Source organism: Pseudomonas alliivorans (assembly GCF_017826695.1).
Lineage (GTDB): Bacteria > Pseudomonadota > Gammaproteobacteria > Pseudomonadales > Pseudomonadaceae > Aquipseudomonas > Aquipseudomonas alliivorans.
Map to the genome: position 1 here is coordinate 198,654 of NZ_JAFFZW010000006.1, position 24,711 is coordinate 223,364.

At 59.1% G+C, this 24,711-nt stretch carries 18 protein-coding genes; 11 read left to right on the forward strand and 7 right to left on the reverse strand.

Annotated elements, in window-relative coordinates; all coding sequences use genetic code 11:
• The first annotated feature begins 141 nt into the window (after positions 1–141).
• The 8 genes from JTJ32_RS17290 to JTJ32_RS17325 all read left to right on the forward strand — a co-directional run bounded on the left by JTJ32_RS17290 (position 142) and on the right by JTJ32_RS17325 (position 10,866).
• Positions 142–1,764 carry an ABC transporter substrate-binding protein gene (locus tag JTJ32_RS17290; protein WP_029244387.1) on the forward strand — a complete coding sequence of 541 codons (1,623 nt, stop codon included), beginning with the start codon at positions 142–144 and terminating at the stop codon, positions 1,762–1,764.
• A gap of 312 nt (positions 1,765–2,076) precedes the next feature.
• Entirely contained in the window at positions 2,077–3,675 is a 1,599-nt protein-coding gene (locus JTJ32_RS17295) for an ABC transporter substrate-binding protein (protein ID WP_099226689.1), read from the forward strand.
• Positions 3,676–3,831: 156 nt separating this feature from the next.
• Entirely contained in the window at positions 3,832–5,247 is a 1,416-nt protein-coding gene (locus JTJ32_RS17300) for an OprD family porin (RefSeq protein WP_210042771.1), read from the forward strand.
• A 66-nt stretch (positions 5,248–5,313) separates the two neighbouring features.
• Entirely contained in the window at positions 5,314–6,909 is a 1,596-nt protein-coding gene (locus JTJ32_RS17305; RefSeq protein ID WP_099226687.1) for an ABC transporter substrate-binding protein, read from the forward strand.
• 71 nt (positions 6,910–6,980) lie between these two features.
• Entirely contained in the window at positions 6,981–7,991 is a 1,011-nt protein-coding gene (locus tag JTJ32_RS17310) for an ABC transporter permease subunit (protein WP_004887871.1), read from the forward strand.
• Between the two features lie 10 nt (positions 7,992–8,001).
• On the forward strand, positions 8,002–8,913 hold the full coding sequence (locus tag JTJ32_RS17315; RefSeq protein WP_073172030.1) for an ABC transporter permease subunit: 912 nt from the start codon (positions 8,002–8,004) through the stop codon (positions 8,911–8,913).
• Between the two features lie 10 nt (positions 8,914–8,923).
• Positions 8,924–9,892, forward strand: a complete 969-nt coding sequence (locus JTJ32_RS17320) for an ABC transporter ATP-binding protein (protein WP_099226686.1) — start codon at positions 8,924–8,926, stop codon at positions 9,890–9,892.
• Positions 9,892–10,866, forward strand: coding sequence for a peptide ABC transporter ATP-binding protein (locus JTJ32_RS17325; RefSeq protein WP_210042772.1), 975 nt, complete (start codon positions 9,892–9,894; stop codon positions 10,864–10,866). The genes JTJ32_RS17320 and JTJ32_RS17325 overlap by 1 nt, the downstream gene beginning before the upstream one ends.
• 63 nt (positions 10,867–10,929) lie before the next feature.
• Here the strand turns inward: JTJ32_RS17325 and JTJ32_RS17330 are convergent, their stop codons facing one another.
• Together JTJ32_RS17330 and JTJ32_RS17335 are read right to left on the reverse strand one after the other, a co-directional pair.
• Positions 10,930–13,470, reverse strand: coding sequence for a sulfite reductase flavoprotein subunit alpha (locus tag JTJ32_RS17330; protein ID WP_210042773.1), 2,541 nt, complete (start codon positions 13,468–13,470; stop codon positions 10,930–10,932).
• Between the two features lie 142 nt (positions 13,471–13,612).
• Positions 13,613–15,865: a TonB-dependent receptor gene (locus tag JTJ32_RS17335; protein ID WP_210042774.1), complete on the reverse strand. Its 2,253-nt coding sequence runs from the start codon at positions 15,863–15,865 to the stop codon at positions 13,613–13,615.
• Positions 15,866–16,079: 214 nt separating this feature from the next.
• Between JTJ32_RS17335 and JTJ32_RS17340 the strand changes: the two genes are divergently transcribed.
• Together JTJ32_RS17340 and JTJ32_RS17345 are read left to right on the forward strand one after the other, a co-directional pair.
• Positions 16,080–16,760 carry a Fe2+-dependent dioxygenase gene (locus JTJ32_RS17340; protein WP_210042775.1) on the forward strand — a complete coding sequence of 227 codons (681 nt, stop codon included), beginning with the start codon at positions 16,080–16,082 and terminating at the stop codon, positions 16,758–16,760.
• A 2-nt stretch (positions 16,761–16,762) separates the two neighbouring features.
• On the forward strand, positions 16,763–17,560 hold the full coding sequence (locus JTJ32_RS17345) for a tetratricopeptide repeat protein (protein ID WP_210042776.1): 798 nt from the start codon (positions 16,763–16,765) through the stop codon (positions 17,558–17,560).
• Positions 17,561–17,598: 38 nt separating this feature from the next.
• Here JTJ32_RS17345 and JTJ32_RS17350 read toward each other — a convergent pair whose 3' ends face one another.
• From JTJ32_RS17350 to JTJ32_RS17370, 5 genes are all read right to left on the reverse strand, one after another.
• Positions 17,599–18,762, reverse strand: coding sequence for a type III PLP-dependent enzyme (locus JTJ32_RS17350; protein ID WP_210042777.1), 1,164 nt, complete (start codon positions 18,760–18,762; stop codon positions 17,599–17,601).
• Positions 18,763–19,306: 544 nt separating this feature from the next.
• On the reverse strand, positions 19,307–20,476 hold the full coding sequence (locus JTJ32_RS17355) for an osmoprotectant ABC transporter ATP-binding protein OsmV (protein WP_210042778.1): 1,170 nt from the start codon (positions 20,474–20,476) through the stop codon (positions 19,307–19,309).
• Complete coding sequence (locus JTJ32_RS17360) at positions 20,473–21,126, reverse strand: ABC transporter permease (RefSeq protein ID WP_099226680.1); 654 nt, start codon at positions 21,124–21,126, stop codon at positions 20,473–20,475. Before JTJ32_RS17360 ends, JTJ32_RS17355 begins: the two co-directional genes overlap by 4 nt.
• A 13-nt stretch (positions 21,127–21,139) precedes the next feature.
• Positions 21,140–22,033 carry a glycine betaine ABC transporter substrate-binding protein gene (locus JTJ32_RS17365; protein WP_210042780.1) on the reverse strand — a complete coding sequence of 298 codons (894 nt, stop codon included), beginning with the start codon at positions 22,031–22,033 and terminating at the stop codon, positions 21,140–21,142.
• A gap of 14 nt (positions 22,034–22,047) precedes the next feature.
• On the reverse strand, positions 22,048–22,806 hold the full coding sequence (locus JTJ32_RS17370) for an ABC transporter permease (protein WP_236059343.1): 759 nt from the start codon (positions 22,804–22,806) through the stop codon (positions 22,048–22,050).
• 298 nt (positions 22,807–23,104) lie between these two features.
• Here JTJ32_RS17370 and JTJ32_RS17375 point away from each other — a divergent pair, with 298 nt between their 5' ends.
• Complete coding sequence (locus tag JTJ32_RS17375) at positions 23,105–24,688, forward strand: peptide chain release factor 3 (protein ID WP_099226676.1); 1,584 nt, start codon at positions 23,105–23,107, stop codon at positions 24,686–24,688.
• Positions 24,689–24,711: the final 23 nt, after the last annotated feature.

Below are 24,711 nucleotides of genomic sequence, written 5' to 3' on the forward strand. Positions count from 1 at the left end.
ATTCCTGTACGATCGTGCCACTCTTTGTGGCTTCTTTGACGTCAGCATCTTGCTTTGGGTATGGCCCCTGCATAAGTATCGGATGGATCGGCTCACGAGGTCGGTTCCTCTAATCAAAAAATGACAACAACTGAGGCCACCATGCTCAAACACGCGGTCATTCCGTTTCTAGTCGGCGCCACCCTGCTCGCAAGTGCACCTTTCGCTCACGCAGCATCGAATCTGGTGTTTTGCTCCGAAGGCAGCCCCGCGGGCTTTGACCCGGCCCAGTACACCACCGGTACCGATTTCGACGCATCGGCAGAGACCATGTTCAACCGTCTGGCCCAGTTCGAGCGCGGCGGCACTGCCGTTCAGCCGGGCCTGGCGACCAGTTGGGACATCTCCGACGACGTACTGACGTACACCTTCCATCTGCGCAAGGGCGTCAAGTTCCACACCACCCCGTATTTCAAGCCGACTCGCGAATTCAACGCCGATGACGTGCTGTTCACGTTCAACCGCATGATCAACCCGGACATGCCGTTCCGCAAGGCGGCACCGACGGAGTTCCCGTACTTCACCGACATGGGCATGGACAAGAACATCGCCAAGATCGAGAAGGTCGACGACTACACCGTCAAGTTCGTGCTGAACACGGTCGACGCCGCGTTCATTCAGAACCTGGCCATGAGCTTCGCCTCGATCCAGTCTGCCGAGTACGGCGACCAGCTGCTCAAGGAAGGCAAGGCAGCGGACATCAACCAGAAGCCGGTCGGCACGGGTCCGTTCGTGTTCAAGAGCTATCAGAAGGACTCCAACATCCGCTTCACCGGCAACAAGGATTACTGGAAGCCTGAAGACGTCAAGATCGACAACCTGATTTTCGCCATCACCACCGACCCGTCGGTGCGCATCCAGAAGCTCAAGAAAGGCGAATGCCAGATCACGGCCTATCCACGTCCGGCGGACCTGGAGCCGCTCAAGGCCGACAAGAATCTGAAAATGCCTGATCAGGCCGGCTTCAACCTGGGTTACATCGCCTACAACGTGATGGACAAGATCAAGGGTGAAGACCGCGAGAACCCGCTGTCCCAGCTCAAGGTGCGTCAGGCACTGGACATGGCCGTCAACAAGCAGCAGATCATCGACTCGGTCTACCAGGGCGCAGGCCAGCTGGCCGTCAATGCCATGCCGCCGACCCAGTGGTCCTATGACACCACGATCAAGGATGCCAAGTACGACCCCGAGAAAGCCAAGGCCCTGCTCAAGGAAGCCGGCATCAAGGAAGGTACCGAAATCACCCTGTGGGCCATGCCTGTCCAGCGTCCATACAACCCGAATGCCAAGCTGATGGCCGAGATGCTCCAGTCCGACTGGAAGAAGATCGGTATCAACGCACGTATCGTCAGCTACGAGTGGGGCGAGTACATCAAGCGCGCCAAGAATGGCGAGAACGGCGCCATGCTGATTGGCTGGAGCGGTGATAACGGTGACCCGGACAACTGGCTCGGCACCCTGTTCGGCTGTGATGCCCTGAACGGCAACAACTTCGCCAAATGGTGTGACAAGCCTTACGACGCCATCATCAAGCAGGCCAAATCGACACCCGATCAGGCCAAGCGCACCGAACTGTACAAACAGGCACAACACCTTCTCAAGGACGCAGTGCCGATGACGCCTATCGCGCACTCGACGGTCTACCAACCCATGAGCACCAAAGTACAGGACTTCAAGATCAGCCCGTTCGGCTTGAACTCCTTCTATGGTGTAAGCGTGAAGTAACGCGATTCGACTGTGCTGTTCACGCAGCACAGTCGACGCTATTCCTGAATAAAGAAACCCGTCCGGCTAGTGGGCAAAGTGCAACTAAAGGCACTAAGCCACCTATCTGGGGAATATTTCCTACACGTCTTGCAGCCTATAAGCCTATTTACCGGATGCCTTCAACGACATACCGTCAAAGGCAATGGCAAAGGCAGGAAGCCCGCCATCCGCTGGCCCGTTACCTGCAAGCACAGTGTGTTATTCAGTTATCGCCCAAGGGCCTGTTAGTTACCGAGCCTGAGTGCTCGTCCTTTAAGGATAGGGATCATCATGCGTAAAACTCTTGCGATGACGTCTTGCCTGAGTCTGAGTCTGCTTGCACTGACTCCGATGACCAGCATGGCGAGCAATCTGGTGTTCTGTTCAGAAGCGAGTCCGGCGGGGTTCGACAGTGCCCAATACACGTCGGCCACCGATAACGACGCCTCCGAGCCCATCTACAACCGCCTGACCGAATTCAAGCAAGGCGACACGACCGTGGTGCCGGGACTGGCAACCTCATGGGACGTCTCGCAGGATGGTCTGGTTTACACCTTCCATCTGCGCAAGGGCGTGAAGTTTCACAGCAACAAGACGTTCACACCCAGCCGCGACTTCAACGCCGATGACGTGCTGTTCACCTTCAACCGCATGCTCAAGCCCGACCATCCGTTTCGTGTGGCTTACCCCACCGAGTTCCCGTACTTCACCGGCATGGGGCTGAACAAGAAGATAAAGTCCGTCGAGAAGACCGATCCGCTGACGGTGGTCTTTACCCTGAACACCGTTGATGCCGCATTCATCCAGAACATCGCGATGAACTTCGCAGGCATTCTGTCCGCTGAGTACGCAGAACAATTGATGGCCAGCGGTAATGCACGGGACATCAACCAGCAACCCATCGGCACGGGGCCGTTCGTGTTCCAGCGCTATCAGAAGGACTCGCAGATCCGCTACCGCGGCAACAAGGAATACTGGGATCCGAGCCGGGTAAAGATCGACCAGCTGATTTTCGCGATCAACACCGATGCCTCGGTGCGCGTGCAGAAGCTGCGCAAGAACGAGTGCCAGGTCACGCTGAACCCGCGTCCGGCCGACCTGGAAGCGCTCAGGTCCGACAAGACACTGAACGTGATGGAACGTCCGGGCTTCAACCTCGGCTACATCTCCTACAACGTGCGCCACGAACCGCTGGGCAACCTGCAGGTACGTCAGGCACTGGACATGGCCGTCAACAAGAAAGCCATTATCAATGCGGTGTATCAGGGCGCAGGCCAGTTGGCCGTCAACGCCATGCCGCCGACCCAGTGGTCCTATGACGACACCATCAAGGACGCCGCCTATGACCCGGAGAAAGCGAAGCAGATGCTGCGTGATGCCGGCATCAAGGAAGGCACCGAACTGACGCTTTGGGCCATGCCAGTGCAACGCCCGTACAACCCCAACGCAAAGCTGATGGCCGAAATGCTTCAGTCCGACTGGGCGAAGGTCGGTATCAAGGTAAGGATCGTCAGTTACGAATGGGGCGAGTACCTCAAGCGCACCAAGAACGGCGAGCACGATATTTCGCTGATCGGCTGGACCGGAGACAACGGTGACCCTGACAACTGGCTCGGCACGCTGTACAGCTGTGCCGCCATTGGCGGGAACAACTACTCGATGTGGTGCGACGAGAAATACGACGCGCTCATCAAGGCCGCCATTGCCACGACAGATCGGGAACAACGCACCGACCTCTACAAGCAGGCACAGCGTTATCTGAAAGAGCAGGTACCGATCACACCCATTGCCCACTCGACGGTCAATCAACCGTTGCGCAAGGAAGTGGAAGGGTTCCACGTCAGCCCATTCGGTCGTAACAACTTCTCGGGCGTCAGCGTCGCCGAGTAACCCGTAAAACAGCGATAACGCTCACCGCCATGTCTGGCGGCGAGCGATTCGTCTGTGCCCAGAACATATAACAAGGCGGGGCCTTAAACCCTGCATCACCAAAGCCAGAACTCAAAAAACTGGCGTTTATAAAAGTTGTAAAGGGAGCTGTACATCGTGAAAACAACCAGCACTGCATTACTGGCTCTATCCCTCTCGTCGTTCGGCGCGATGGTTCAGGCAGAGCCCGTCAGTCAAGCCTTCGTGCCTACCGGGCTGAGCACCAAGAACGCACAGGCCGAAGCCAATGGTTTTCTTGAAGACCAACACCTGACCGGTACCACTCGTAACTGGTATGCCAACGAGTTAAAGCGTCGTGATGAGTTTTTCAACTACAACGACAACGGCGTCGCCGAACAGACCCGACGTCGCATCAACTGGCAACAGGGCACCATTCTCAATTACACCTCGGGATTCACCCAAGGCGTAGTGGGCTTTTCTACCGAACTGGCGGTGTATAACGCAATCGCACTCGACCGCGACACTGATGACTTCGCGGGCAGCTCGAACCGCACCCTCGCGCACCGAGACGGTGATGCCGTAGGCCAATGGAGCAAAATGGGCCTGGCCAACCTTAAAGCTCGCGTCTCCAATACCACACTGACCATGGGTCGCCAGTCAGTCAACACGCCGGTCATCGCCTTTATCGGCAACCGTGCGCTGCCTTCCAGCTTCCAGGGTGTGGCGCTGCAGAGCGACGAGCTGAACAACCTGTCTTTCCAGGCCGGCAGCTTCGACCGTGTTTCGCCGCGTATGGAGCAGAGCCTGGACAAGTTCCGCTCCGAGTACGGTGATCGCAGCCAGACCGCCGACCGTGTAGATATGTTCGGCGCTGACTACAAGCCGTTCGAAAGCCTGACCACCAGCCTCTACGCCTCGAACGTGGAAGACTTCTGGCACCAGTACTACTTCGGCTTCACCCATGAAATGGGCGACAGCAAGACCTTGGCTTTCAGCACCAACCTGAACTACTACAAGACCAAGGATTCCGGCCAAGCCAAACAGGGTCCGATCGATAATGACACTTACAGTCTTTCCTTCACCGGTACCCATAACGCACACAGCCTGAGCGTTGCATACCAGGAAGTGTCCGGGAACGAATACTTCGACTACGTTCACGACACCAACGCCATCTTCCTGGCCAACTCCCTGCTCTCGGACTTCAACGGACCGAACGAGAAGTCGCTGCAGATTGCCTATGTGCTGAACATGGCCAGCTACGGCGTGCCCGGTCTGAAATTCAACATCTATCAGGCCCGCGGCTGGGACATCGACGGTACCAACTACAAAGGTACCGTTTACGGCGATTCGCAGTTCATCGACGGCGTTGAGACTAAAACCGGCGTGCGCGCAATGGACGGCGAAACCCACTACGAGTACGGCATCGGCACGTCTTACTCCGTACAATCCGGTCCACTCAAGGCCACGGCCATCCGTGCGACCTACACCACGCACCGCGCCAGCGAAAACCAGGCTGATGGCAACATCAACGAGTTCCGTCTGGTCACCACCATTCCGTTCAACATTCTGTAAATGATGATGAAACGGCGGCCGACATGACGTCAGCCGCCGTTTCGCATTGCATCAAGGAGGCTTCTATTGAAACTGCTATCGCTCCGCGCTTCGATCGCCATTGCGCTGCTCAGCGCTGCTGCATCCGTCTCGGCCAAGCCGCTGGTGGTCTGCACAGAGGCCAGCCCTGAAGGTTTCGATATCGCGCAGTACACGACCGCCGTCACGGCAGACGCCTCGGCAGAAACCATTCTCGAACGTCTGGTCGCCTTCACCCCCGGCACCACTGACACCGTTCCAGGCCTCGCCGAGAGCTGGGACATCAGCGCCGATGGCCTGACCTACACCTTCAAGCTGCGCAAAGGTGTGAAATTCCAGACCACTGACTATTTCAAACCCACCCGCGAAATGAACGCCGACGATGTGGTCTGGAGCTTCCAGCGTCAACTGGACCCTAAGCACCCGTGGCATGCACTCTCGCTGGTCGGTTACCCTTATTTCGAGAGCATGGACTTCCAGAACCTGCTCAAGAGCGTCGAAAAAGTCGACGACTCCACGGTGAAATTCACCCTGACGCGCCCCGAGTCGCCATTCCTGCGTGACCTGGCCATGCCGTTCACCTCGATCTACTCCGCCGAGTACGCGGACCAGTTGCTCAAGAGCAACAAGACCGGCGAATTCAACAGCAAACCCATCGGCACCGGTCCGTTCATCCTGACGCGCTATGCCAAGGATGCCCAGGTCCGCTATAAAGCCAACCCGGATTACTGGAAAGGCAAGGTTCCCAGTGAAGCGCTGATTTTCGCGATCACTCTGGACAACAACACGCGCCTGCAAAAGCTCAAGGCCAATGAATGTCAGGTTGCGCTTTATCCAAAACCTGACGATATTGCCAACATCAAAGCGGACCCCAATCTCAAGATCGACGAGATGGAGTCCATGATGACCAGCTATGTGGCAATCAACACTTCGCACAAATACCTGAGCGATGCTCGTGTGCGACAGGCGATCAATCTGGCATTCGACAAGAAGTCCTACATCAGGGCGCTGTTTGGCGAAGGCAAGGCCACCGAAGGCGTAGGCCCATACCCACCGACCATGATGGGCTACGACACCGAGAGTCAGGCCACGCCTTATGACCCGGAAAAGGCTCGTGCTCTGCTCAAGGAAGCTGGCGTACCGGAGGGTCAGGTGTTTACCCTGTTCGCCCGCAACGGCGGCGCGGTGACCAACCCCAATCCGATGGTGGGCGCACAGATGCTCCAGTCGGACCTGGCCAAGGTAGGCATCAAGCTGGACATTCGCATCATGGAATGGGGCGAAATGCTCAAGCGCGCCAAGAAGGGCGAACATGACATGGTCTTCGCAGGATGGGCCGGCGACAACGGCGACCCGGACAACTTCCTGACGCCCAACCTGAGCTGCGATGCAGCGAAGAATGGCGAAAACTATGCCCGCTGGTGCAACAAGGAGTTTGAAGCGGCAATTACCGAAGCTCGGAAAATTACCGAACCGAGCGAGCGGGCTGCCCTCTATAAGCAGGCTCAAAAAGTGTTCAATCAGGAACAGCCCTGGATCAGCCTGGCTTATCCGAAGCTGTTCGTGGCAATGCGAAAAAATGTCGAAGGCTTTCATATCAGCCCGCTGACCAATAACAACTTCACCACGACCGGGGTGAAGTAGAAAAAACCACCGCCTGCGCTCCACAAGAGCAAGGGCGGTATGCCTGACCGGCTGATGAGGTACACCAGAAGATGTTTAGTTTTATTGCCCGCCGGGTGGGGTTACTGATCCCTACCTTCTTCGGCATTACCCTGCTGACGTTCGCACTGATCCGCCTGATTCCGGGCGACCCTGTGGAAGTCATGATGGGCGAGCGCCGGGTTGACCCGGAAATGCACGCTCAGGCCATGGAACGCCTTGGCCTCAACAAACCGCTGTATGCCCAGTACATCGATTACATCGGCAAGCTCGCCCAGGGCGACCTCGGTGAATCGCTGCGTACGCGCACCAGCGTCTGGACAGAATTCACCTCGCTGTTCCCGGCAACCCTCGAGTTGTCGCTGGCAGCCCTGATCTTCGCGGGTGTCCTCGGGCTTCTGGCCGGAGTGATCGCCGCACTCAAGCGAGGGTCCCTGTTCGACCATGGGGTCATGGGGATTTCCCTCGCCGGCTATTCCATGCCGATTTTCTGGTGGGGCCTGATCCTCATCATGTTCTTCTCGGTTTCGCTGGGCTGGACGCCTGTGTCCGGGCGAATCGACCTGCTTTACGACATTCCGCCGGTGACCGGCTTCATGCTGATCGACACCCTGCTCAGCGATGAGCAAGGCGCGTTCCTTGATGCCCTGCATCACCTGATTCTTCCAGCCATCGTGCTCGGTACCATTCCGCTGGCGGTCATCGCCCGGATGACCCGTTCATCGATGCTGGAAGTGCTGCGTGAGGATTACGTGCGTACCGCAAGGGCCAAGGGCCTGTCGCCTGCGCGCGTGGTGTTTGTCCACGGCCTGCGCAACGCACTGATTCCGGTCCTGACCGTTTTCGGCCTGCAGATTGGCACCTTGCTGGCAGGTGCAGTACTGACCGAGACGATCTTCTCCTGGCCGGGCATCGGCAAGTGGCTGATCGAAGCCATCGGTGCCCGCGATTATCCGGTCGTTCAAAACGGCATTCTGCTGATCGCCTGCCTGGTGATCCTGGTCAACTTCGTGGTGGACATCCTCTACGGCTTTGCCAACCCACGCATCCGTCACCAGCGCTGAGATCATCGATATGAGCACACCTACTCCTTCGGTAGCAGTCGATCAAAGCCTGCTTTACCCGTCCCCGTACAAAGAGTTCTGGCAAGCGTTCTCCAAAAACAAAGGTGCCGTTGCCGGCCTGATCTTCATGATCATCATCGTGTTCTGCGCGCTGTTCGCCCCCTGGGTTGCGCCGCATGACCCGAGCGAGCAATACCGCGACTTCCTGCTGACCCCGCCGGTGTGGCTGGAAGGCGGCCAGTGGCAGTTCATCCTCGGCACCGACGAACTGGGCCGCGACCTGCTGTCGCGCCTGATTCAAGGCTCGCGCCTGTCGCTGATGATCGGCCTGTCTTCGGTGGTCATGTCGCTGATTCCCGGCATCCTGCTGGGCCTGCTGGCGGGTTTCTTCCCGCGCATTCTGGGTCCTTCGGTGATGCGCCTGATGGACATCATGCTTGCACTGCCGTCGCTGCTGCTGGCAGTTGCCATCGTGGCGATCCTCGGCCCTGGCCTGATCAACACCGTGATCGCCATCGCGATTGTCTCGCTGCCGTCCTATGTCCGTCTGACCCGCGCTGCGGTGATGGGCGAACTGAACCGCGACTACGTGACCGCTGCACGTCTGGCCGGTGCAACCCTGCCGCGCCTGATGTTCATCACCGTGCTGCCCAATTGCATGGCGCCGCTGATCGTTCAGGCCACCCTGAGCTTCTCGTCGGCGATTCTCGATGCTGCGGCACTGGGCTTCCTGGGCCTTGGCGTACAACCGCCGACGCCTGAGTGGGGCACCATGCTCGCCTCGGCCCGCGATTACATCGAACGCGCCTGGTGGGTCGTGAGCCTGCCCGGCCTGACCATTTTGCTCAGCGTGCTGGCAATCAACCTGATGGGCGACGGCCTGCGCGATGCGCTGGACCCGAAACTCAAGAACGCCGCCTGAGGAGATTCGTATGTCACTGCTTGAAATCAAGAATCTCAACGTCCGCTTCGGCGACGCCAAGGCCGTACCCGTCGTGGATGGCCTGTCCCTGAGTGTCGAGAAAGGTGAAGTTCTGGCCATCGTAGGCGAGTCGGGTTCGGGTAAATCCGTGACCATGATGGCGCTGATGGGCCTGATCGACGCACCCGGCATCATCACTGCCGACGCGCTCAATTTCGACGGCAAGGACCTGACCAAACTGAATTCCCGCCAGCGTCGCCGCATTATCGGCAAAGACCTGGCGATGGTGTTCCAGGACCCGATGACCGCGCTGAACCCCAGCTACACCGTAGGTTTCCAGATCGAAGAAGTGTTGCGTCAGCATCTGGGCATGTCCGGCAAGGCTGCACGTCAGCGCGCTCTGGAACTGCTGGAAAAAGTCGAAATCCCTGGCGCCGCTGCACGCCTGAATGCCTACCCGCATCAGCTGTCAGGCGGTATGAGTCAGCGTGTCGCGATTGCCATGGCGATTGCCGGCGAGCCGAAACTGCTGATCGCCGATGAACCGACCACTGCACTGGACGTGACCATTCAGGCGCAGATCATGGAGCTGCTGCTGAGCCTGCAAAAAGAGCAGGACATGGCGCTGGTGCTGATCACCCACGACCTGGCGGTCGTTGCCGAAACGGCTCAGCGGGTCTGCGTGATGTATGCAGGTCAGGCCGTTGAAGTCGGTCAGGTGCCCGGTCTGTTCGACGTACCGGCGCATCCTTACAGCGAAGCGCTGCTGGCGGCAATTCCCGAGCACAGCATGGGCGCCGAGCGTCTGGCGACGCTGCCGGGCATGGTTCCTGGCCGTTATGACCGTCCGCAAGGCTGCCTGCTGTCGCCGCGCTGCCCTTACGTGCAGGACAACTGCCGCGTACAGCGTCCGGCGCTGGACCCCAAGGCTCACAGCCTTGCGCGCTGCTTCTATCCCTTGAATCAGGAGGTGGCGTAATGAGCGTCGTACTTACCGCCCGCGACCTTACCCGTCATTACGAAGTCTCTCGCGGCCTGTTCAAAGGCACCGCACTGGTGCGCGCGCTCAATGGCGTGTCTTTTGAACTCGAAGCGGGCAAGACCCTGGCTGTGGTGGGCGAGTCCGGTTGTGGCAAGTCCACACTGGCCCGCGCACTGACATTGATCGAAGAGCCGTCGTCCGGCTCTTTGAAAATCGCCGGTCAGGAAGTGGCGGGTGCCAGCAAATCCGAGCGCAAGCAATTGCGCAAGGACGTGCAGATGGTGTTCCAGAGCCCGTACGCCTCGCTGAACCCTCGGCAGAAGATCGGTGATCAGCTCGGCGAGCCGCTGTTGATCAACACCAACCTGTCTGCCAGCGAACGCCGCGAGAAAGTGCAGGCGATGATGGCTCAGGTCGGCTTGCGTCCCGAGCACTATCAGCGCTATCCGCACATGTTCTCCGGTGGTCAGCGTCAGCGGATCGCACTGGCTCGGGCAATGATGCTGCAGCCGAAAGTGCTCGTAGCAGATGAACCCACGTCGGCACTGGACGTGTCGATTCAGGCTCAGGTCCTGAACCTGTTCATGGATCTGCAGCAGGAATTCAACACGGCTTACGTGTTCATCTCGCACAACCTGTCGGTGGTGCGTCATGTCGCCGACACCGTGCTGGTGATGTACCTGGGTCGGCCAGCGGAAATGGGTCCCAAGGAAGAGATCTACAACCGTCCGCTGCACCCGTATACTCAGGCGTTGCTGTCAGCGACCCCGACCATCCATCCTGATCCGCTGAAACCCAAGATCAAGATCATCGGCGAGCTGCCCAACCCGCTCAACCCGCCGAGCGGCTGCGCCTTCCACAAGCGCTGCCCGTACGCGACCGAGCGCTGCGCCACGGATGTGCCGGAACTGCGTCTGGTGGATAACCGCCAGGTAGCCTGTCACTACGCGGAGCAGTTCGTCGCAGCGTGATTCTGCCTTGTGATAATCGTGTCCACGCTTCTGCGTGGGCACGATCACCGCAGCCAGCACACCTCAATACACATCCCGCCGATACCGCCCCTGCTCTGCCAGCTCGCTGACGGCCTGTTCGCCGAGCATTTCGTTCAACACTTGATCCACGCCCGACGCCATGCCCAGCAGACTGCCGCAGATGTAAATCGCTGCGCCATCGTCCAGCCATGAGCGCAGGTCTTGAGCTGCTTCACGTAGCAATTCCTGCACATAGACTTTCTCTGCCTGGTCCCGCGAGAACGCGAGATCCAGTCGTGTCAGGTCACCCGATTCCAGCCAGCCTTGCAGCTCTGCGCCGCAGTGAAAATCATGCTCGCGATTACGCTCGCCGAACAGCAACCAGTTGCGCGTCTGGCCTTGGGCGATGCGCGCTTTCAACAGGCTGCGCAACCCCGCAAGCCCGGTGCCGTTGCCCAGCAGGATCAGGGGGACCGGCTCGGGTGGCAGGTGGAAACTGCTGTTGCGACGCTGGCGCAGACTGATCGCGCTGCCTGATGCGGCGTGCTCGGTCAGCCAGCCGGAACCCAGTCCCAGGCTGCCATCAGGATGAATCTCCTGACGCACAATGAGTTGCAGACAGCCATCCTCGGGAATCGAGGCGATGGAGTATTCGCGTGCGGACACTGGCACCAGCGCATCGATCAACGCCTGAGCGCGATAGCCCACCAAATGGGCTCGATGCTGTGGCAACTGTCGGGTCGCCAATGCTTGAACGACGGGTTCCTGCAAGCCGTCCACACTGACAGGGGTCGCAGGATCAATGCCCAGACCACTCAAAAACTGCCGTACGCTTTCCTCACTGTTGCGCGGCAATACCTCGACCAGATCACCCGCCTGCCAGTGCATTTCGCCGGGAGCGACAAGGTCCAACAGATAGACGCCCGAGCCGGTGCTGCCAGGGTTCAAGTGTTCTCGTCGGTTCAGCGTCCAGTTCTCGAACACCGGGGCCTGCCAAAGCGCTGTCGGCGTCCCGCCGGTCAGTTGTCCAAGGTGCTGCTGCCACCGCTGCAAGGCAGCAGGGTCGGCACTGTCAACCTCGACCGGAGCAAACAAGGTGCTGCCGCCACGCTCGGCCAGCCAGTCATGCAGGCGATGAGCAAAACCGCAGAAATGCCGATACTGCCGGTCACCCAGTGCCAGCACCGCATAATTAAGGAGCCCCAGTGACAGCGGGCGACCCAGCAGCTTGCGTTCAAAACCACGCGCACTGTCCGGCGCTTCGCCGTCACCGAAGGTACTGACAACGAACAGGGCGTTGCGGCTTTCAATCAGGTCCTGCTCGGTGATCTCACCGAGTCGCTGCACCCGTACCGGCATGCCCGCCGCCTGCAACTGTCCCGCAGTCTGCCAGGCCAGTTGCTCGGCGAACCCGCTTTGACTGGCGAACCCGATCAACCAGGCGCCAGCATCAGGCACTGCACTGGTCGATACATCTCCTCGCGCGGCCTTGACCTGACGTTTCTTGCGTCGGCGATCCAGATACAACAGCCAGCCAGTGATGAAAAACAGCGGCATCATCAACGATGCAACGGTCATGACGATTCGACCGACGATGCCAAAGTAGCTGCCGACATGCAGCGCGTAGTTACTGATCAGCAACTGCGCACCCAGGCTGCGTTCGGCGTAACGCGAAACCGAACTGACCGCTCCGTTTGCCGGATCAAGGGTGATGCTGTTCAGTGCGCGCGGATGAGGTGAATCCTTGAGCAGGTAGAAAACCGTGGCAGGCTGACCGCCCGCTGACGGCAGACGCAGGTTATAGGCAGCGAGCCCCGGGCCTGCGGTCTTTTGCAGGCTTTCCCAGATCGCCACGTAATCGACTGCCAGCGGCGCAGACGGTGAATCCTTGCCTCCGTTTGGGCCGCGACCGCCACCGCCTTTGCGCTGCTCGGCCGGGGCATCGCCCAGCAACCGGTTCAGGCCATTGCTGACCCAGTCGTACGACCAGTTCAGACCGGTAATGGCAAATAACAGATAGAACAGCAGGCACCAGGTGCCGAAAACAGCGTGCAGATCCCAGTTGAAACTGCGCCCCTTCTTCGCCCAGTCCAGCGTCAGCCAGACACGCCAGTTCAGTGCCTTGCGCGGCCAGCGCAGGTACAGACCGGACAGACAGAAGAACACCAGCACCAGCGTGCACGCCGCTGTGACCTGCTTGCCCACTTCGCCCATGGCCAGAAAGCGGTGCAGTCTCAGAATGAAGTCGAAGAAATCCTCACCCATCCCGTCGCCTTTCAGCTCGCCGGTATAAGGATCGAAATTGCGTTTGGGGCCGCGTCGCTCGCCCGGACGGGGTGTGAAAAACACTTGGGCGACCCGGTTGCCGACGGTCTCGACCCGGAGGATGGCGACGGTCAGTCCGGTTGCGGACTCCAGTCGGCGGACCAGCTCAACAGGCGCCAGGGTTTCGCCCTGCGGCTGGACCAGCAGCACGTTCGGATTGAGCGCATCGAGAATTTCGTCCTCGAACGAATACAGCGCGCCGGTGATGCCCATCAAGGCCAGCACCAGCCCTGCGGTGACTCCGAAGAACCAGTGCAGTTGAAACAATACCTTCTTCAACACTCGCTACCCTCACCCGCCTGCCCGGACGCCCATCCTGATCGGAGGCGTCGCCTGTCTTGTCTGTCTTCATGCGGCGCTGCGGCCTTATACAGAAAAACCCCGCCTACCGAAATAAGCGGGGTCTGCCTCGCACCGCTTCCTAGAAGTGGAAGTTGGCGCTCATCAAGGCGGTGCGACCGGCAGCGACGTGCGCGTAGTGCGTCTGGAACACTTGATCGAAGTAACGCTTGTCGGTCAGGTTCTGGACATTGAGCTGCAGGTCGACGTTTTTGGTCAAGGCGTACGTGGCCATTGCATCGTAACGCCAGTAAGACGGGACTTCGACCGAATTGGCTTCGTTACCGAAACGCGAATCGACGTACGTCGCGCCACCGCCAACGGTCAGCTTGGGCATCAATTGATACGTGGACCACAGGTTGAAGCTGTTGCGCGGTGTATTGGGCATGTGATTGCCCTTGTCCGCTGCCAGCGTGGTCTTGACCAGTTCGCTCTCCATATAGGTGTAACCGCCATACACTTTCCAGCGACTGGTCAGGTTACCCGCGTAGGTGAACTCCACACCCTGAACGCGCTGCTCGCCGTCGAGTACCTGAAAGGTGGTGTTGTCCGGGTCAGTGATCCGCGCGTTTGTTTTGTCGGTACGGAACAGGGCTGCGGTCAGCGACAGGTCGTCACCGAAGAAGTCCCATTTGGTGCCCAGCTCGTAGTTGCGGTTCTTTTCCGGGTCGAGGTCGGCGTTGTTGGCCGCCAGTTCAAGGCCACCGTTGCCACTGGTCTCACCGGACGGGTTACTGGACGTGGACAGCGCAGCGTAAACGCTGCCGTTTGGAGCCGGTTTGTAGACGACACCCAACTGGTAGTTCCAGAGCTGGGTGGTCTTCTGGCGATCAAAGTTGGCCGCAGGCGTTGCGCCACGTGCCGTCGCAAAACCGCTGGAGCGCGTGTCGTAATGGTCGTAACGCAGGCCCATGTTCACCGACCACTGCTCATTGAAAGTCAGGGTGTCGAACACATAGGCAGCGCTGGTCTTGGTGTCGGTATCGGTGTACGCCAGGCTGTCGGAAATCAGCCCGTTCCAGGCATCTTTCGGCGACGGGTCGGCAAGACTGGTGCAGTTACCGGACCTGAACAACGCCGCCGAGCAGGTGCTGGCAATCGCGCTGCCGTTGGCATTGGTGATCGTGTAGGGACGGTTATGAGTGTCCTGATAGGAGAACTCGACACCGGTCACAAGGCTGTGGCTGATGAAGCCGGTGTCGAACTTGCTGGTCAGGTCGGTCTGGTTGACGAAGCCGCTGGACGTCGAATTACGGCTTTTGGCCGAACGCGACACGCTGCCGTTGGCGACGTTGCCACGGCTGTCATCCGGGTTGGTGACCACGTAATCCAGCGTCGAGCGCGACATGCGGAAACTGTTGGAGAGCGTCATGCTGTCGTTCAGGTCGTGCTCGATGCGCACGGTGCCGCTGTCGTTGCTGCTCTTGCGGTAGTCGCGACCGGTCAGGCCGTAGAAATTGCTCTTGTCGACACTGGCCGGCTTATCGACGATGTACTTGCTGCGGCCCGGCGTGGACGTCAGCGGGATGCCGTAGTCGGGCATGTCGTCGGTCTGAAGGTGGTAGTAATCCACTTTTATGCGGGTATCGGTACCCAGACCGAACGCAAACGAAGGAGCCACGCCCCAGCGGCTGGTCTCCACGTTGTCGCGCCCGGCGACATTGGCGTCATGCTTCATCAGGTTCAGGCGAAACGCCGAGGTGTCGGTCATCTGCTGGTTGACGTCCAGCGTGTAGCGCTGGGTCTGGTCGGAGCCAAAGGTATAACCGCCGTTGTAGGCGTTACCCAGATGAGCGCCCTTGGTAATCAGGTTCAGACTGCCGCCGGTGGAGCCGGCCCCAGTGAACGCTGAGCCTGGGCCTTTACTGACCTCGACGGATTCGATGTTGAACATCTCGCGGGACTGGGCTGCCACATCACGCATGCCGTCGATGAACACGTCACTTTCAGCGTTGAACCCCCGAATGATCGGCCGGTCGGCAGCGGGATTGCCGCCCTCGCCTGCGCCAAAGGTGATGCCTGGCGTGGTACGCAATGCCTCGGTCAGAGTGGTCGCACCCGTGTCACTGATGACCTGGCGGGGGATGACGGTCACGCTTTTCGGCGTGTCGCGCAGCGGTGCGGTGTACTTCTTCGAGGCCGAATCTTCAGACCGGTAAGAAGTGTCGGCCTGCTCGCCGTTGATGTTCGTCGCTCCCAGCGACAAGGCCTTTTCGTCCGTATTTTCAGCGGCATGAGCCATGTGCGCAGCAGACATCGCCGCGATGGCAACCCCGACCGCAGAAGCAATCGAACGTTGCGAACCGGTGTGAAGCGACAGTGTGTGACGTGACATTGTAAATCCTCCCCCAAGGCAGTCGAGGCGGCGGAATATAGTGCAAACACGTATCGGTAGCAATTGAGATACATTAACATTTACGAAAATATATTATTCCTGCACATCCTGTTCACAAAACTTTCACGGAAGATTCGATTCAGCCTAAAACAAGCATGTACAGCGACAATGGGAATCACTACCATTCGCAATCTTTTACCCTTTCGGTGTTCTGATGCTTCTTCATATCCCTGATGTCTTTGATCGCGATGAAGTCGCCCGCATCCGTGAAGCACTGGCGCAGACCGATTGGGCGGATGGAAAGATCACTGCTGGATTCCAGTCGGCCAAGGCCAAGCACAACCTGCAGTTGCCTGAAGCGCATCCGCTGGCCCGGGAAATCGGTGCAGCCTTGCTGGAACGGTTGTGGAGCAACCCGCTGTTCATGTCTGCGGCCCTGCCTCACAGGATTTTTCCGCCGCTGTTCAACTGCTACCGGGAAGGCGGCAACTTCGATTTCCACATCGACAATGCGGTACGTCAGCCGCCTGGCGGAGCCGAGCGTATACGCACCGATATTTCGTCCACGCTGTTTTTCAGTGATCCTGACGATTACGACGGCGGCGAGCTCGAGATCCAGGACACCTTCGGCACCCGGCAGATCAAACTGCCCGCCGGCGACCTGCTGATCTACCCGGCCACCAGCCTGCACAAGGTCAACGCCGTGACGCGCGGAGCACGTTACGCCTCCTTCTTCTGGACCCAGAGCCTGGTACGCGAGGACAGTCAGCGTGCCCTGCTTTTCGAGATGGATACCGCCATCCAGCAGCTCACCCTGGAGGTGCCCGATCACCCATCGCTGATCCAGTTGACCGGCACCTATCACAACCTGCTGCGCCGCTGGGTCGAGGTCTGAACATGAGCTGGAATCTTGCCCGCAAGGAACTGCTGGACATCGACGACCTGCAGGCAATGCTTGAAGAAAGCCCGGCGCAGGCAGCCAAGGCGATTCTCGCTGCCGCCAGCCAGGGCAACGTCGAGGCGCATGCGCTGTTGGGCCAGATCCTACTCGACGGCAGAGGTATTCAGCGCGATCAAGCGCTGGCCATGACCTGGTTCAGGATCGCTGCCACTCAGGGCCACTCGATGGCCCGCAACATGCTGGGTCGCTGCTTCGAGCACGGTTGGGGCTGCGCAACCGATCCGATGCAGGCAGCGCTGCATTACCGGCTGGCTGCCGAACAGGGACTGGGTTGGGGGCTCTACAATCTGGGCAACCTGCTGGCAACAGGGCGCGGCGTTGAACAGGATCACCGGCAGGCCGTGGACTGTTATCGCAAGGCCGCAGACCAGGGACACGCCAAATCAATGAACCTGTTGGGGCGTTATCTGGAGGAGGGAGTGACGGGACAACGTGATGTATCAGCAGCGCACGAATGCTACAGGCGCTCGGCCGAAGGCGGGGATTTTCGCGGGCAGTTCAGTCATGCAACCGTGCTGGCAGAACAGGGACACATCGAACAGGCGCTGGGCTGGCTGAAGAAGGCGTTGACGGAAGGGAATCTGAATTTCCTGAGAGTGGGACGCAAGGTGCTGCTGGATGCGGTGCATCCGGACATTCGACGCATGTCCGCTGATTACTTTAAGCGCGCAGCCGCCATCGGTGACGAATCGGACCGCATGGCGTTGCGTGAATTCTCTGCACGGCCTGCCTGAAGCGCGAAGCACCTCAGGCAGGCCAATCGGCAAAGTGCTTACAGGTAGAAGGCCTTCAATGGCGGAAAGCCGTTGAATTCCACTGCGCTGTAGCTGGTGGTGTACGCACCGGTCGACAACCAGTACATGCGGTCACCGATCGCCAGGTTCAGCGGCAGGCCGTACTTGTAGTTCTCATACATGATGTCGGCGCTGTCGCAGGTCGGACCGGCAATGACCACTTCTTCCATCTCGCCCTTTTTCTCGGTCCAGATCGGAAACTTGATGGCTTCGTCCATGGTTTCGATCAGGCCGGAGAACTTGCCCACATCGGTATAGACCCAACGCTCGACGGCGGTACGCGACTTGCGCGCAACCAGTACCACTTCGCTGACCAGAATACCGGCGTTGGAGATCAGCGAACGGCCTGGCTCCAGGATGATTTCCGGCAGGTCGTCACCGAAGTCTTCCTTCAGGAAGCGGATGATTTCCTCGGCGTAGGTTTCCAGGCTGTTGGTACGGGTGATGTAGTTGGCCGGGAAGCCGCCACCCATGTTGATCAGCTTGAGCACGATGCCGTCTTCTTCTTTCAGACGCTCGAAGATCACTTTGACCTTGGCAATCGCGGCGTCCCAGACGCTGATGTCGCGCTGCTGCGAACCCACGTGGAACGAGATGCCGTAAGGCACCAGACCCAGATCACGGGCCAGGATCAGCAGGTCCATGGCCATGTCGGTCTGGCAGCCGAATTTGCGCGACAGAGGCCAGTCAGCCGTGGTCGAGCCTTCGGTCAGGATGCGTACATAGACTTTCGAGCCCGGCGCAGCCTTGGCGATGTTGCGCAGGTCGGCTTCGGAGTCGGTGGCGAACAGGCGCACGCCCTTCTCATAGAAGTAGCGAATGTCCTTGGATTTCTTGATGGTGTTGCCGTAGCTCATGCGGTCCGGGGTCACGCCGCAACTCATGACCTTGTCCAGCTCGTAGATCGACGCGATATCGAAGCTCGAACCCTTGTTCCTCAGCAGCTCGATGATTTCGACTGCCGGGTTGGCCTTGACAGCGTAGTAGACCTTGGCAAATTCGAAACCTGCGCGCAGGTCGTCATAGGCCTTGCTGATGATGTCGGTATCAATGACCACGAAAGGTGTTTCTTGCTTGTCAGCGAACGACTTCATTTTCTTGAAGGTTTCGGCTGAGTAGTAGTCTTCGACATTGATCGTCATGCTGCTGGAACTCCTGTCTGGCAAACGGAATTGGTAAATGGGTGCAAATGAACGTCCTCCGTATCCCCACTTTGGTTCGCCTACTTCCCAAGGCATGTCGCCGAAAGCAAAAAGGCCACTGAAGGGCTTGCCTTCCTGGCCTTGCTGTCTCGTCGTCAGTACTTGAGCCGGATGGATCGTTTCCAGCATGGACGTTCGGCGCGAACTTTAGGGCGTGAAGGGGCTGAGATCAACAAAAAATGTCGCGTTTTTACACGCGTTCGTCGCGGCCGCGGCGCTGGCCTCTTGTGTAACGGACCGATGTGACAGGCTGATGTTCCTGACCTGTGCAATATCGGGACAGGGGTCATACGTCCCGCGATTGCTTCGCTGTCAGTGGCTCAAGGCCAAAAACCACCGCCATTGACGGCCTGCATCAAGCGCCACTCGTTCAGGCGACCTCGGAAACACCTTAAACGTGAAATGCAAACGGGGCGACTGGCACACATGCCAGTCGCCCCGTTGGATGACTCGAGCCCTGAACCCAACGCAGAGGGTTTCGCCGTCAGGCCTGCGCGTCGCTCAGTGCAATTTCAGCCGGCGACACAATACTGGTCTTCATGCCGCGCGAACGACCCGAGCTCAGGTAAGCGGCAATCGATTCCTGAGTCACTTCACCCAGAAATACGTTTTCGGCATCCAGCACCGGCAGCCACGAGCGGTTGAACTCATACATGCGCGACAGCAGGATACGCAAGTGCTCGTCGTACGCCGCTGTGCCGTTGAATTCGCGCAGGAACTGGACGCAGGTGCCCTGCTGGCGGTGCAGATCGCGACGGCGGACGTAGCCCATTGCCTTGTTTTCGCTGTCGGTCACGACGATATAGCGACGGTCGTTTTCGTCCATGACGTCGAGCGCGTCGGCCACCGGGGTTTCCGGGCTGACCGATGGTGCGTTGTCCGCAGCGTCTTCGGCCTTGACCAGTAGCAGGCGCTTGAGGGTGCTGTCCTGACCGACGAAGCTGCTGACGAAATCGTCTGCGGGGTGCGCCAGCAAGGTGTCCGGGTGATCGATCTGCAGCAGCTTGCCGCCCCGGAAGATCGCGATCTTGTCGCCCAGCTTGATCGCTTCGTCGATGTCGTGGCTGACCATGATCACGGTCTTGTTCAGTGCGCGTTGCATCTCGAAGAATTCGTTCTGGATCATCTCGCGGTTGATTGGGTCGACCGCACCGAACGGTTCGTCCATCAGCAGCAACGGGGCATCGGCCGCCAGGGCGCGGATCACGCCGATACGCTGTTGCTGGCCGCCGGACAGTTCACGCGGATAACGATGCAGGTACTGCTTGGGCTCCAGCTTGATCATGCTCATCAGTTCACGGGCACGGTCGTGGCAACGTTGCTTGTCCCAGCCCAACAGCTTGGGCACGACCACGATGTTCTCTTCGATGGTCATGTTCGGGAACAGGCCGATCTGCTGGATCACGTAACCGATGTTGCGACGCAAGGTCACTTCATCCAGGTCCGTGGTGTCTTCACCGTTGATCAGCACCTTGCCGGAGGTCGGCATGATCAGGCGGTTGATCATTTTCAGCGTGGTGCTCTTGCCGCAGCCCGACGGGCCGAGGAAGACGCAGATCTCGCCTTCGTTGACGGTGAGGCTGACCGAGTCGACAGCCTTCACTTCTTTGCCGTTGCTCTGGAAAGTCTTGGAGAGGTTCTGGAGTTCGATCATTTCAGGAGTCCTTTTGGAGTCAGCGTGCGTTGCAGCCATTGCAGGAGAAGGTCGGCGATGATGGCCAGAATGCTGACCAGTACGGCGCCGACGATCAGCATCGACATATCGCTGCGGCTGATTGAAGCGAGAATGAGTACACCCAGGCCACCGGCACCGATGGTCGCGGCGATGGTCATGACACCGATATTCATCACCACGGCGGTGCGGACACCGGCGAGGATGACGGGCACGGCAATCGGCAGCTCGACCATGCGCAGGCGCTGGCCAAAGGTCATGCCGATGCCTTTGGCGGCTTCGCGAATACCCGGTTCAACGCCCGTCAGGGCCAGGTATGTATTGCGCATGATCGGCAACAGGGAATAGAGGAAAACGGCAGTGATGGCCGGCATCGGGCCAAGGCCCTGGCCGAACTTGGAGTAGAACGGCAGCAGCAGGCCGAACAGGGCAATCGACGGCACAGTCAGCAGCACGGTCGCACTGGCTTGCAGGGGACCTGCCAACACCGGAAAGCGCGTCATCAGTACGCCCAGCGGCACACCGATGAAAATGGCCAGGGTCACCGCAATGCCGACCAGCGTGATGTGCTGCCAGGTCAGTTGCAGGACCTGAGCCCAGTCCAGATGGGAGAAGGCGCTCAAGAAACTCATATCGTCTCCTTCCTTAATTCAGGGGATGCTGACGCAGGAAATCTGCGGCAACCGAGGATGGGCTTTCATGGCCGACGTCGACACGGGCGTTGAGGTCGATCATGGTCTGGTTGTCCAGAAGGTCAGCCAGCGGCTTGAGCAGCGTGGCGATCTCCGGATGCGCATCCAGGTACTCCTGACGGATCACCGGCGCAGCGGTGTAGTCCGGGAAATACCGCTTGTCGTCTTCCAGCACCTTGAGCTTGAACGCGTTCAGGCGACCGTCGGTGGTGTAGACCAAGCCGGCAAACACCTGGCTGTTACGCAGCGCGGTGTAGACCAGACCGGCGTCCATCTGCCGGGTGTTTTCACGACCGAGATTCATGTCGTAATGCTTGACCATGCCGATCAGACCGTCGGAACGGTTGGCGAACTCAGTGTCCAGCGCTACGACATGACCCTCTTTGGCTTCATCCCTGAGCACCTTGGTCAGGTCGCTCATGGTGTTGACCTGCGGGTACTTGTCCGCGACCTTCTGCGGCAGCGCCAGTGCGTAGGTGTTGTTGAATTTCGACGGCGAAAGCCAGACCAGGCCTTTCTTCGCATCGACTTCCTTCACCCGGGCATAGGTCTGCTCGCTGTCGAGCTTTTCATCGATGTGGTTATAAGCAACCAGCGAAACACCGGTGTATTCCCACAGCAGGTCCAACTGGCCGCTTTCCTGAGCGCTGCGCGCCAGGTTGCTGCCCAGACCGCCAGTGATCTGCACGTTGTAGTTCTTGGTGCGCAGGTATTGCGCTGTCAGCTCGGCCAGCAGCGTCTGCTCGGTGAACACGCGAGCGCCGACGCGCAGCAGCGGTTGTTCCGCCGCCTGGGCCAATGCCGGGAACAGCAGGGCAAAGCCTAAAAACAAACATAACTTCTTCATGGTATTTCCTTCGCTCAGCGAGTCAGGCCGCGTTCAAGCCACAGGCGACTGGCGATGATCACCAGACCGTCGAGCAGCAACGCCAGCAGAGCGGTACAGGCAGCGCCCAGCACCAATTGCGGCTGATTGTTCAGGGCGATCCCCGGGAAGATCAGGCTGCCGAGGCTGTTGGCACCGATGAGAAAGGCCAGCGGCGCAGTACCGACGTTGATTGCCAGCGCAACCCGCACGCCACCGATAATGATCGGCACGGCATTGGGCAGTTCGACACGCCACAGCACCTGGCGCGGCGTCATGCCGATGCCGACGGCGGCTTCCTTGAGTGAACCCTGCACGTTCTTCAAGCCTTCGTAGGTGTTGCGCACGATGGGCAATAGCGAGGCGAGGAACAGCGCGAAGATGGCGGGTCCGCTGCCGATCCCGAGAATCCCGAGGGCAATGGCCAGAACGGCGAGAGGTGGGACGGTGTTGCCAATGTTGAATATCTGCATGAAGCGTTCAGCGCGGCCAACCATACTGGGTCGGCTGAGGGCAATGCCTGCCGGGATACCGACCACCAAAGCCGCGAGCATTGAAAACAGGACCAGAATCAGGTGAGCCTGAAGGTAGAACAGCAGGTCATCCTGATATTGCTTGATAGTACTGATGCCGATCCAGTGGATCAGCAGGGCCAGGAGCGCGATAACAACCGCGCCTCCCAATAGCCCCTTGCCATAGCGATTTGCCACAGGCGGACTCCTTATTTCAGTCGGCGAACGCGTTGACTCGGGCATCCGTCAGGACACCGGCAATAACGTTCGCGAAGAGCAGCGGGTGGGTCGCCATAGAGGGTTTGACCTCGGCGATAACACAAGCCATGAGCGCAGCTTCGTCAAGCCAACATGCTGATGAATCAGCCCCGGAAGTTGGCCTCGGTACTGGCCTTGACGGGGGAGTGGACGTCTCCACGACCCGAAAGGTTCCCACGTGAGACATTAACTGGCCACCCCCGATTGACTGAACGGTTCGGTTATTGCCCGGAGTTGAGCTATAATCTGCGCCCTTTTTCAATCCCATTCCAGGCGATTTCCCATGACCCAACAGGCCGCCGAAGTCGCGAAACGCCGCACTTTCGCCATTATTTCCCACCCCGACGCCGGTAAAACCACCATCACGGAAAAGCTGCTGCTGATGGGCAAGGCCATTTCCGTCGCCGGTACGGTCAAATCGCGTAAATCCGACCGTCACGCCACATCCGACTGGATGGAAATGGAGAAACAGCGCGGCATCTCCATCACCACCTCCGTCATGCAGTTCCCGTACCGCGATCACATGATCAACCTGCTGGACACGCCGGGCCACGAAGACTTCTCGGAAGACACCTACCGCACCCTGACGGCGGTCGATTCGGCCCTGATGGTTCTGGACGGCGGTAAAGGTGTCGAGCCACGCACCATTGCCCTGATGGACGTCTGCCGTCTGCGCGATACGCCGATTGTCAGCTTCATCAACAAGCTGGACCGTGACATCCGCGACCCGATCGAACTGCTGGACGAGATCGAAGCCGTCCTCAAGATCAAGGCGGCGCCCATCACCTGGCCAATCGGCTGCTACCGTGATTTCAAGGGCGTGTACCACTTGGCAGACGACTACATCATCGTCTACACGGCCGGTCATGGGCATGAGCGTACCGAAACCAGAATCATCCAGAACCTGGACTCCGACGAAGCCCGCGCCCACCTGGGTGACGAGTACGACCGTTTCGTCGAGCAACTGGAACTGGTGCAGGGTGCCTGCCACGAATTCAACCAGCAGGAGTTCATCGACGGTCAACTGACGCCGGTGTTCTTCGGGACCGCACTGGGCAACTTCGGTGTCGACCACGTGCTCGATGCCGTGGTGAACTGGGCACCCATGCCGCTGGCCCGCGTCGCCAACGAACGCACCGTGGAGCCGGAAGAAGAGAAATTCAGCGGCTTCGTGTTCAAGATCCAGGCGAACATGGACCCCAAGCACCGCGACCGTATTGCGTTCATGCGTATCTGTTCGGGCCGTTACGACAAGGGCATGAAAATGCGCCATGTGCGCCTGGGCAAGGACGTGCGAATCGGTGATGCCCTGACCTTCTTCTCCTCGGAACGCGAGCAACTGGAAGAGGCCTACGCAGGCGATATCATCGGCCTGCACAACCACGGCACCATCCAGATCGGCGATACCTTCACCGAAGGCGAAGGCCTGGGCTTCACCGGCATTCCGCACTTCGCACCGGAGCTGTTCCGTCGCGTGCGCCTGAAGGATCCGCTCAAGTCCAAGCAGTTGCGTCAGGGCCTTCAGCAGTTGGCCGAAGAAGGCGCCACACAGGTGTTCTTCCCGCAGCGCAGCAACGACATCATTCTCGGCGCCGTGGGTGTGCTGCAGTTTGACGTGGTCGCAAGCCGCCTGAAGGAAGAATACAAGGTGGAATGCGCCTACGAGCCGATCACCGTATGGTCAGCCCGCTGGATCGAATGCGCCGACAAGAAGAAGCTCGAAGAGTTTGAAAACAAGGCCGTGGAAAACCTCGCGCTGGACGGTGGTGGTCACCTCACCTACCTGGCCCCTACCCGCGTGAATCTGGCGCTGATGGAAGAGCGCTGGCCCGACGTGAAATTCCGCGCCACTCGCGAGCACCATTGATCGACTGAAGGCGTCCTGGACGG

Coding starts and splice junctions, on each gene's coding strand:
- JTJ32_RS17315 (WP_073172030.1), top strand. CDS start 8,002: ATGAGCACACCTACTCCTTCGGTAGCAGTCGATCAAAGCCTGCTTTAC.
- JTJ32_RS17350 (WP_210042777.1), bottom strand. CDS start 18,762: ATGACGATCAATGTCGAAGACTACTACTCAGCCGAAACCTTCAAGAAA.
- JTJ32_RS17295 (WP_099226689.1), top strand. CDS start 2,077: ATGCGTAAAACTCTTGCGATGACGTCTTGCCTGAGTCTGAGTCTGCTT.
- JTJ32_RS17325 (WP_210042772.1), top strand. CDS start 9,892: ATGAGCGTCGTACTTACCGCCCGCGACCTTACCCGTCATTACGAAGTC.
- JTJ32_RS17365 (WP_210042780.1), bottom strand. CDS start 22,033: ATGAAGAAGTTATGTTTGTTTTTAGGCTTTGCCCTGCTGTTCCCGGCA.
- JTJ32_RS17355 (WP_210042778.1), bottom strand. CDS start 20,476: ATGATCGAACTCCAGAACCTCTCCAAGACTTTCCAGAGCAACGGCAAA.
- JTJ32_RS17310 (WP_004887871.1), top strand. CDS start 6,981: ATGTTTAGTTTTATTGCCCGCCGGGTGGGGTTACTGATCCCTACCTTC.
- JTJ32_RS17370 (WP_236059343.1), bottom strand. CDS start 22,806: ATGCCCGAGTCAACGCGTTCGCCGACTGAAATAAGGAGTCCGCCTGTG.
- JTJ32_RS17335 (WP_210042774.1), bottom strand. CDS start 15,865: ATGTCACGTCACACACTGTCGCTTCACACCGGTTCGCAACGTTCGATT.
- JTJ32_RS17320 (WP_099226686.1), top strand. CDS start 8,924: ATGTCACTGCTTGAAATCAAGAATCTCAACGTCCGCTTCGGCGACGCC.
- JTJ32_RS17375 (WP_099226676.1), top strand. CDS start 23,105: ATGACCCAACAGGCCGCCGAAGTCGCGAAACGCCGCACTTTCGCCATT.
- JTJ32_RS17360 (WP_099226680.1), bottom strand. CDS start 21,126: ATGAGTTTCTTGAGCGCCTTCTCCCATCTGGACTGGGCTCAGGTCCTG.
- JTJ32_RS17290 (WP_029244387.1), top strand. CDS start 142: ATGCTCAAACACGCGGTCATTCCGTTTCTAGTCGGCGCCACCCTGCTC.
- JTJ32_RS17345 (WP_210042776.1), top strand. CDS start 16,763: ATGAGCTGGAATCTTGCCCGCAAGGAACTGCTGGACATCGACGACCTG.
- JTJ32_RS17340 (WP_210042775.1), top strand. CDS start 16,080: ATGCTTCTTCATATCCCTGATGTCTTTGATCGCGATGAAGTCGCCCGC.